The sequence below is a fragment of the Pseudomonadota bacterium genome (genome assembly GCA_026388215.1).
In the GTDB taxonomy this organism is placed as follows: domain Bacteria; phylum Desulfobacterota; class Syntrophorhabdia; order Syntrophorhabdales; family Syntrophorhabdaceae; genus JAPLKF01.
The window spans coordinates 1-5,346 of record JAPLKF010000200.1; the positions used below are offsets into that span (position 1 = coordinate 1).

At 41.7% G+C, this 5,346-nt stretch carries 14 protein-coding genes; 13 read left to right on the top strand and 1 reads right to left on the bottom strand.

Annotation, left to right across the window (positions count from 1 at the left end; all coding sequences use genetic code 11):
* The coding region (locus tag NTU69_10510; GenBank protein ID MCX5803942.1) for an AAA family ATPase at positions 1-207 on the bottom strand (207 nt) is incomplete at its 3' end.
* 163 nt (positions 208-370) lie between these two features.
* Here NTU69_10510 and NTU69_10515 point away from each other — a divergent pair.
* The 13 genes from NTU69_10515 to NTU69_10575 all read left to right on the top strand — a co-directional run bounded on the left by NTU69_10515 (position 371) and on the right by NTU69_10575 (position 4,865).
* Positions 371-616 (top strand): ribbon-helix-helix protein, CopG family, encoded by a 246-nt coding sequence (locus NTU69_10515; GenBank protein MCX5803943.1) that lies wholly within the window; start codon positions 371-373, stop codon positions 614-616.
* Positions 616-888 (top strand): type II toxin-antitoxin system RelE/ParE family toxin, encoded by a 273-nt coding sequence (locus NTU69_10520; protein ID MCX5803944.1) that lies wholly within the window; start codon positions 616-618, stop codon positions 886-888. The genes NTU69_10515 and NTU69_10520 overlap by 1 nt, the downstream gene beginning before the upstream one ends.
* Positions 889-1,125: 237 nt before the next feature.
* A complete protein-coding gene (locus tag NTU69_10525) occupies positions 1,126-1,326 on the top strand; it encodes a ribbon-helix-helix protein, CopG family (GenBank protein MCX5803945.1) in 201 nt (66 codons plus the stop codon).
* Complete coding sequence (locus NTU69_10530; protein MCX5803946.1) at positions 1,316-1,579, top strand: type II toxin-antitoxin system RelE/ParE family toxin; 264 nt, start codon at positions 1,316-1,318, stop codon at positions 1,577-1,579. Before NTU69_10525 ends, NTU69_10530 begins: the two co-directional genes overlap by 11 nt.
* On the top strand, positions 1,569-1,712 hold the full coding sequence (locus tag NTU69_10535) for a hypothetical protein (protein MCX5803947.1): 144 nt from the start codon (positions 1,569-1,571) through the stop codon (positions 1,710-1,712). Before NTU69_10530 ends, NTU69_10535 begins: the two co-directional genes overlap by 11 nt.
* Positions 1,713-1,825: 113 nt before the next feature.
* A complete protein-coding gene (locus NTU69_10540; protein MCX5803948.1) occupies positions 1,826-2,044 on the top strand; it encodes a ParD-like family protein in 219 nt (72 codons plus the stop codon).
* The gene (locus NTU69_10545; GenBank protein MCX5803949.1) at positions 2,041-2,313 is read left to right on the top strand and encodes a type II toxin-antitoxin system RelE/ParE family toxin; all 273 of its coding nucleotides are present in this window, start codon (positions 2,041-2,043) and stop codon (positions 2,311-2,313) included. Before NTU69_10540 ends, NTU69_10545 begins: the two co-directional genes overlap by 4 nt.
* Before the next feature lie 76 nt (positions 2,314-2,389).
* Positions 2,390-2,524, top strand: coding sequence for a hypothetical protein (locus tag NTU69_10550; protein ID MCX5803950.1), 135 nt, complete (start codon positions 2,390-2,392; stop codon positions 2,522-2,524).
* Between the two features lie 75 nt (positions 2,525-2,599).
* A complete protein-coding gene (locus NTU69_10555; protein ID MCX5803951.1) occupies positions 2,600-2,869 on the top strand; it encodes a type II toxin-antitoxin system Phd/YefM family antitoxin in 270 nt (89 codons plus the stop codon).
* Positions 2,866-3,300 carry a putative toxin-antitoxin system toxin component, PIN family gene (locus NTU69_10560; GenBank protein MCX5803952.1) on the top strand — a complete coding sequence of 145 codons (435 nt, stop codon included), beginning with the start codon at positions 2,866-2,868 and terminating at the stop codon, positions 3,298-3,300. Before NTU69_10555 ends, NTU69_10560 begins: the two co-directional genes overlap by 4 nt.
* Positions 3,301-3,802: 502 nt before the next feature.
* Positions 3,803-4,111, top strand: coding sequence for a nucleotidyltransferase family protein (locus tag NTU69_10565; protein ID MCX5803953.1), 309 nt, complete (start codon positions 3,803-3,805; stop codon positions 4,109-4,111).
* 89 nt (positions 4,112-4,200) lie between these two features.
* Positions 4,201-4,422: a hypothetical protein gene (locus tag NTU69_10570; protein MCX5803954.1), complete on the top strand. Its 222-nt coding sequence runs from the start codon at positions 4,201-4,203 to the stop codon at positions 4,420-4,422.
* Positions 4,419-4,865 carry a PIN domain-containing protein gene (locus tag NTU69_10575; GenBank protein MCX5803955.1) on the top strand — a complete coding sequence of 149 codons (447 nt, stop codon included), beginning with the start codon at positions 4,419-4,421 and terminating at the stop codon, positions 4,863-4,865. The genes NTU69_10570 and NTU69_10575 overlap by 4 nt, the downstream gene beginning before the upstream one ends.
* The last annotated feature ends 481 nt before the right edge of the window (positions 4,866-5,346 follow it).

A 5,346-nucleotide genomic window follows, 5' to 3' on the forward strand; every position in this document is an offset into this window, starting at 1 on the left:
TATGAATATCCTCGAGAGGGTGGTCTTGCCAGAACCCACATCCCCGTAAATCAATGCAAAGCCTTCCCTCTGGGCGAGGAAGAAGGTCAGACAATCGAGTGCCTCCCTGTGCTGTTTTGATTCATAATAGAAGGCAGGGTCCGGTGTCATGCCAAAGGGTTTTTCAGAAAGGCCAAAATATTCAAGATACGGGATTTCCACCTGCATAGAAATATTATACATTTTTTTGTAACTTTCTATAAATGTTTTTGTAATTGAAGGTTTTTGCTATGAGCCACGGGCCGCAATCAGTCTGCTTTGTATATAAAAAACTTGACTGATAGGAAAATATGGTGTATTTAGTGTATACGTGGTATGCAAGGAGGTGTTCATGAGCAAACAACAGTTGGAAAAGTTGGAGCCAATAAGCTCACGGATCTCAAAAGATCTGCTTTCAAGCATAGATGAGATTGCCAGATTGAGAAACAGGAACCGGGGGGAGATTGTGAGGGAGGCCCTGAGTTTTTATGCCGATATGATGGCTGATTATCAAATTGCAATCGACAGATTGAAAGACCCCACAGACTCAGTCCAGACCGAAAAAGAGTTTCTTAAGGACCTCGAGTGGAACATCTGATGTATACCCTGAAGTTCAAGAAGAGCGTTCAGGGTGACTTCAAAAGAATAGGCATAGAAGCAGCAAAAAAGATATTGGAAGCGATCAGAAAGGATCTCTTATCAAACCCCCGTTCGGGCAAACAGCTTAAGGGCAGGGAAGGCATTCTATGGAGTTATCGGATTGGAGATTACCGTATTATTTATACATTCGATGAGAAAGAACTTTTTGTTCTCGTTGTCCGGGTAGGTCATAGAAAAGAAGTCTACAGGGGAATAGATGAACTGGTTTAGAAAGGGTTCAAGGGGTCAAGGGTTCAAGGCCTGCCTTGGCCAAGACCCCCTGGCACAGACATGCGTCGTACCATGGCAGGCCTCGACCACTTAGGATTTTGTACCTGATTTATCTATTGCATATTTGATCAGATTTGAGCTAATATATTATGTTAGCTTGTTGTAAAAGGAGGTCTTATGCATAGTGAAGCGACAGCGATCAAAAAACACAGATCAGGTAAACCTGCAAACTTCAGCATGATTTTACCGCCCGAAATAATGTCAAGACTGGAAGAGCTTGCAAAAGCAACCAAACGGTCAAAGGCTTATTATGTGAAAGAGGCTCTTTTTACCTACCTTGAAGACCTCGAAGATGGTTACCTTGCCCTGCAAAGACTGAATGATAAAAATGCGAAGTATCTGAGCCACGAAGAGGCAAAGAAATATCTTGGGCTTTAAAATCATCTGGAGTCAGGCGGCGCTTGACAACCTGAAGAAGATAGAAAAGCCATACCGGCAGAAAATCTATGACAGGATAGGAGAATATCTTGCCCGGGATCCTATGAACATAGGCAAACCGTTGACTGGAAACCTTGCAGGAATCTACCGGTACCGCTATGGAGACTACAGGGTGCTTTATGTGCTTGACCTGACGACAAAAACGATAAAAATACTTGAGGCAGGCCACAGGAGGGAGATATATGATAAATGACAGTCGATGGCCGAGAGGAGCTGCCTTTCTGGCCATGAGCCATGAACTGCTTTATATAAGGGTTCAAGTGGATTCAACACCCTCGACCCCTCGAATCCTTGAACCCTGGAACCCTTTTAAAACCAGTTCATAGCTGATAGCCGCATCTATGGAACTGTAAAGCGTTTAATTTTCGGTTGAGAAAAAAAGATAACAAAATAAAGCAATTTTTGTTACAACGTGCTACAATTGTATCAGGAGGTGTTTATGGGTACTGCCATACGTATCGATGATGATTTATATGAACAAGCCAAGCAGAGCGCAAAGGCGGAATGCAGAACCGCCCCATTGCAGGTTGCTTACTGGGCAAAAATCGGGAAAGCTGCCCTTGACAACCCAGACCTGCCCATTGAGTTTATACGGGACGTATTAGTTGCTAAACAACGAGGAGAATTTGAGCCCTTTGAGTTTGGCAAATCAAAATGAACATCGTACAGTCCCCATATTTTCGGCGAAGCTATAAAAAATTGCACAGCAATCAGTTAAAAGTTGTTAACGAAACAATCAGGCGGGTGGCATCTGAACCTTATTGTGGGGAAGAGAAAAAAGGCGACCTTGCAGGCGTCCGTGTTTACAAGTTTCGCGTTCAGGATCAGCTTTATTTACTGGCTTATGAGCATGATGACAATACTCTTTTTTTGCTTGCTCTGGGTATTCACGAAAATTTTTATAGGGATTTGAAGAAAGCCCGTTAAGGAAAGAAAGGCAAAAGGTGAAAGACAGCAGGTGAATGCAATAAAAATCAGTAAGACCAGGGAGGCAGTATGGAGTATGCAGAAACCAGCAAGAACAACAGAGAGTATGCAGTATGCACAGAAGGCCTGTGCTGCCTACTTCGCCTTTACTATTTTTTACGTGCCTACTGCTTACTACCTACTCGCTTTTGCTATGAACTATGAGCCATGAGCTTCCTGTTGACATTTTCGTCATTCCGGATATAATAATTGATATGATTGATATGATTATGTGAGGTAAACAAAAATGGTTAAAAAAGTTACGGCAATAAAGGCAAGGCAAAATCTTGGCCAGGTCATGAATGAGGTTTCGTTAACCGGGGATGATTACATAATAGAACGGGCGGGAAGACCGATGGTAGCAATTATCTCCATGGATAAATATGAAATTCTAAAGAAGGACAGAGAATTAACTTCTGAGGCTTTAGATAAGATCTGGAAGAAGATGAAAAAGGAAAAGCCTGACGCCATTGAAAGTGCAATCAATGAAGCTGTGAAATCTGCCCGCCATATATGACAAGAATTGTCCTCGATACAAATATCTTCATAAGCGCCATTCTGTCACCGAGGAGTAAGCCAGCCTCAATTGTAAAACTTGTACTTGATGGCAAATTAAATCTTATGATTGCGCCTGCCATGTGGAAAGAGCTTCATACGGTTTTGCAATATCCTAAACTCCAGGCATTGATGAAAAGAAACGGCGTATCTATGGATGAAGTGAAAGACTTGATCCATAAAATTGAAAGAATTGCCATTGTGACACCGGGAAATACGAAAGTGAATCGCATAAAGGATGATATGTCGGATAATATGTTTCTTGCCTGTGCCGTGGAAGCCAGGGCTGATTTTATAATATCGGGCGATAGCCATTTGAAAGACGTCAAAACCTTTAAAGGTGTGAGGATAGTCAGCCCTGATGTATTTATGCAAATGGTAAATAAGGAGTAAGGCAGGTGCAACAGAATCAGCACAACCAGGTAGGCAGTATGGAGTATGCAGAAACCAGCAAGAACAACAGAGAGTATGCAGTACGCAGTATGCACAGAAGGCCTGTGCTGCCTACTTCGCCTTTACTATTTTTTACGTGCCTACTGCTTACTACCTACTGGATTTTGCTATGAACTATGAACTGGTTTAGAAAGGGGCCAAGGATTCAAGGGTTCAAGTGAATTCAACACCCTCGACACCTCGAATCCTGCCTTTCTAACACCCTCGACCCCTGGAACCCTCGAATCCTCGACCCCTGTCTTTCATTATTGATCAGTCAAATTATATTGAAGATTGCTTATTTAATGTTATAATTATGTCAGCCGATCAAGAGAGAATAGGGTATGGTTCGCACGGGAGGTCGACAACGTAAATTGATAACCAGGAGAAATAGGGGAAAATATCCTGAAGACTTTTGCATAGTGTTAATACATAACGTATTTGTCTTAGAGAGGAGAAATTGATGGCACAGAAAGATCATATAGTGGTACCAAAAGAACAACTGGAGCAATTCTGTAGGAAATACAATATAAAAAGTCTGTCATTTTTTGGATCAATTCTTCGTGAGGATTTTAAGCCTGAAAGCGACATTGACATTCTTGTAGAGTTTCAGCCGGGGCATAAAATAGGTTTTCTCAAAATGGCACATATCGAAAATGAGCTCTCCGAAATGTTTGGACGGAAAGTAGACCTGCGCACGCCAGAAGAATTGAGCCATTACTTCAGGCAGGAAGTAATTGAAAGTGCTGAGGTTCAGTATGCGCAGGGATGATTTTATCCGTGTGCGTGGAGCAGTTTTTTTGATTTATATTGCAGATTTGCAATGTGGCGTTATAATATTGGGAAGAAAAGAGGTTTGAAATGAGGAAACAGGCTGCTGTAGAAAACATTGAGAAGGCTATAGAGGGACTGACTCCGCAAGAACAGTTGAGGCTGGTTGAGAAGTTAGCTCAGCAATTGAGAAAAACTGTTTTAATTCCCAAAAAAGAACTCAATTGGGGAAAACTCTATGGGCTTGGGAAGGGATTATGGAATGAAGATGCTCAAAAATATGTAAGCCGATCGAGAGAGGATAGGGCGTGAGTCTCTCACAAGAGATCGGCAATATACATTCCATTTTTATCGACACAGCGCCAATCATCTATTACATAGAAGCACATCCCAAATTTGGTTCCCTTGTAAAAGAAGTTGTTAATGCTTTTCAGGCAGGAAAGTTGATTGCCTTTTCTTCCGTGATAACACTCACCGAAGTTTTGCCTAAACCGATTGAGGCTGGAGATGTGAAGCTTGCCGGGAAATTCGCAGACTTTCTCAAATTTGGAAGCAATATCAAACTGATAGAGACGTCTGAAAACATAGCTGACAGAGCGGGAAGGCTGAGAGGGAAATACTTGACGCTCAAGACGATAGATGCTATCCAAATTTCCACTGCGATTCATGTCGGAGCTGATGCCTTTCTTACAAATGATAAGAAGCTCAAAAAAGTAAAAGAAATTAAGGTAATGGTTTTAAGCGATTACTTATGAGACCGAGTTTTTACTATCCGCCCCCAGCCCCTCGTCCCAAGGCAGGAAGCGTGAATAACCAATTACCAATAATCAATCACCAGACCGGAAAATTCTATCGCTTCACGTTTGGACATTCGGTCATTGGATATTGGGTATTATTTGGTTATTGGTGCTTGATGATTGATTATTATGTTGCTGTGAGCTATCAACTATGAGCCATGAACTATGAGCTGCTTTAAAAAGGGTTCCAGGGTTCAAGGATTCAAGTGAAGTTGCTATGAAATACGATTGTACATAATTGGTCAGCCAAATTATATTGAAGATTGCTTATTTGGTGTTATAATTATGTCAGCCGATAAAGAGAGGATAGAGTGTGGTTCGCACGGGAGGTCGACAACGTAAATTGATAACCAGGAGAAATAGGGGAAAATATCCTGAAGACTTTTGCATAGTGTTAATACATAACGTATTTGTCTTAGAGAGGAGAAATTGATGGCAC

Excerpts from the sequence above, each read along its gene's own strand:
- NTU69_10545 (MCX5803949.1), top strand. The coding sequence starts at position 2,041 with ATGAACATCGTACAGTCCCCATATTTTCGGCGAAGCTATAAAAAATTG.
- NTU69_10515 (MCX5803943.1), top strand. The coding sequence starts at position 371 with ATGAGCAAACAACAGTTGGAAAAGTTGGAGCCAATAAGCTCACGGATC.
- NTU69_10540 (MCX5803948.1), top strand. The coding sequence starts at position 1,826 with ATGGGTACTGCCATACGTATCGATGATGATTTATATGAACAAGCCAAG.
- NTU69_10565 (MCX5803953.1), top strand. The coding sequence starts at position 3,803 with ATGGCACAGAAAGATCATATAGTGGTACCAAAAGAACAACTGGAGCAA.
- NTU69_10550 (MCX5803950.1), top strand. The coding sequence starts at position 2,390 with ATGCAGAAACCAGCAAGAACAACAGAGAGTATGCAGTATGCACAGAAG.
- NTU69_10535 (MCX5803947.1), top strand. The coding sequence starts at position 1,569 with ATGATAAATGACAGTCGATGGCCGAGAGGAGCTGCCTTTCTGGCCATG.
- NTU69_10570 (MCX5803954.1), top strand. The coding sequence starts at position 4,201 with ATGAGGAAACAGGCTGCTGTAGAAAACATTGAGAAGGCTATAGAGGGA.
- NTU69_10555 (MCX5803951.1), top strand. The coding sequence starts at position 2,600 with ATGGTTAAAAAAGTTACGGCAATAAAGGCAAGGCAAAATCTTGGCCAG.
- NTU69_10520 (MCX5803944.1), top strand. The coding sequence starts at position 616 with ATGTATACCCTGAAGTTCAAGAAGAGCGTTCAGGGTGACTTCAAAAGA.
- NTU69_10525 (MCX5803945.1), top strand. The coding sequence starts at position 1,126 with ATGATTTTACCGCCCGAAATAATGTCAAGACTGGAAGAGCTTGCAAAA.
- NTU69_10560 (MCX5803952.1), top strand. The coding sequence starts at position 2,866 with ATGACAAGAATTGTCCTCGATACAAATATCTTCATAAGCGCCATTCTG.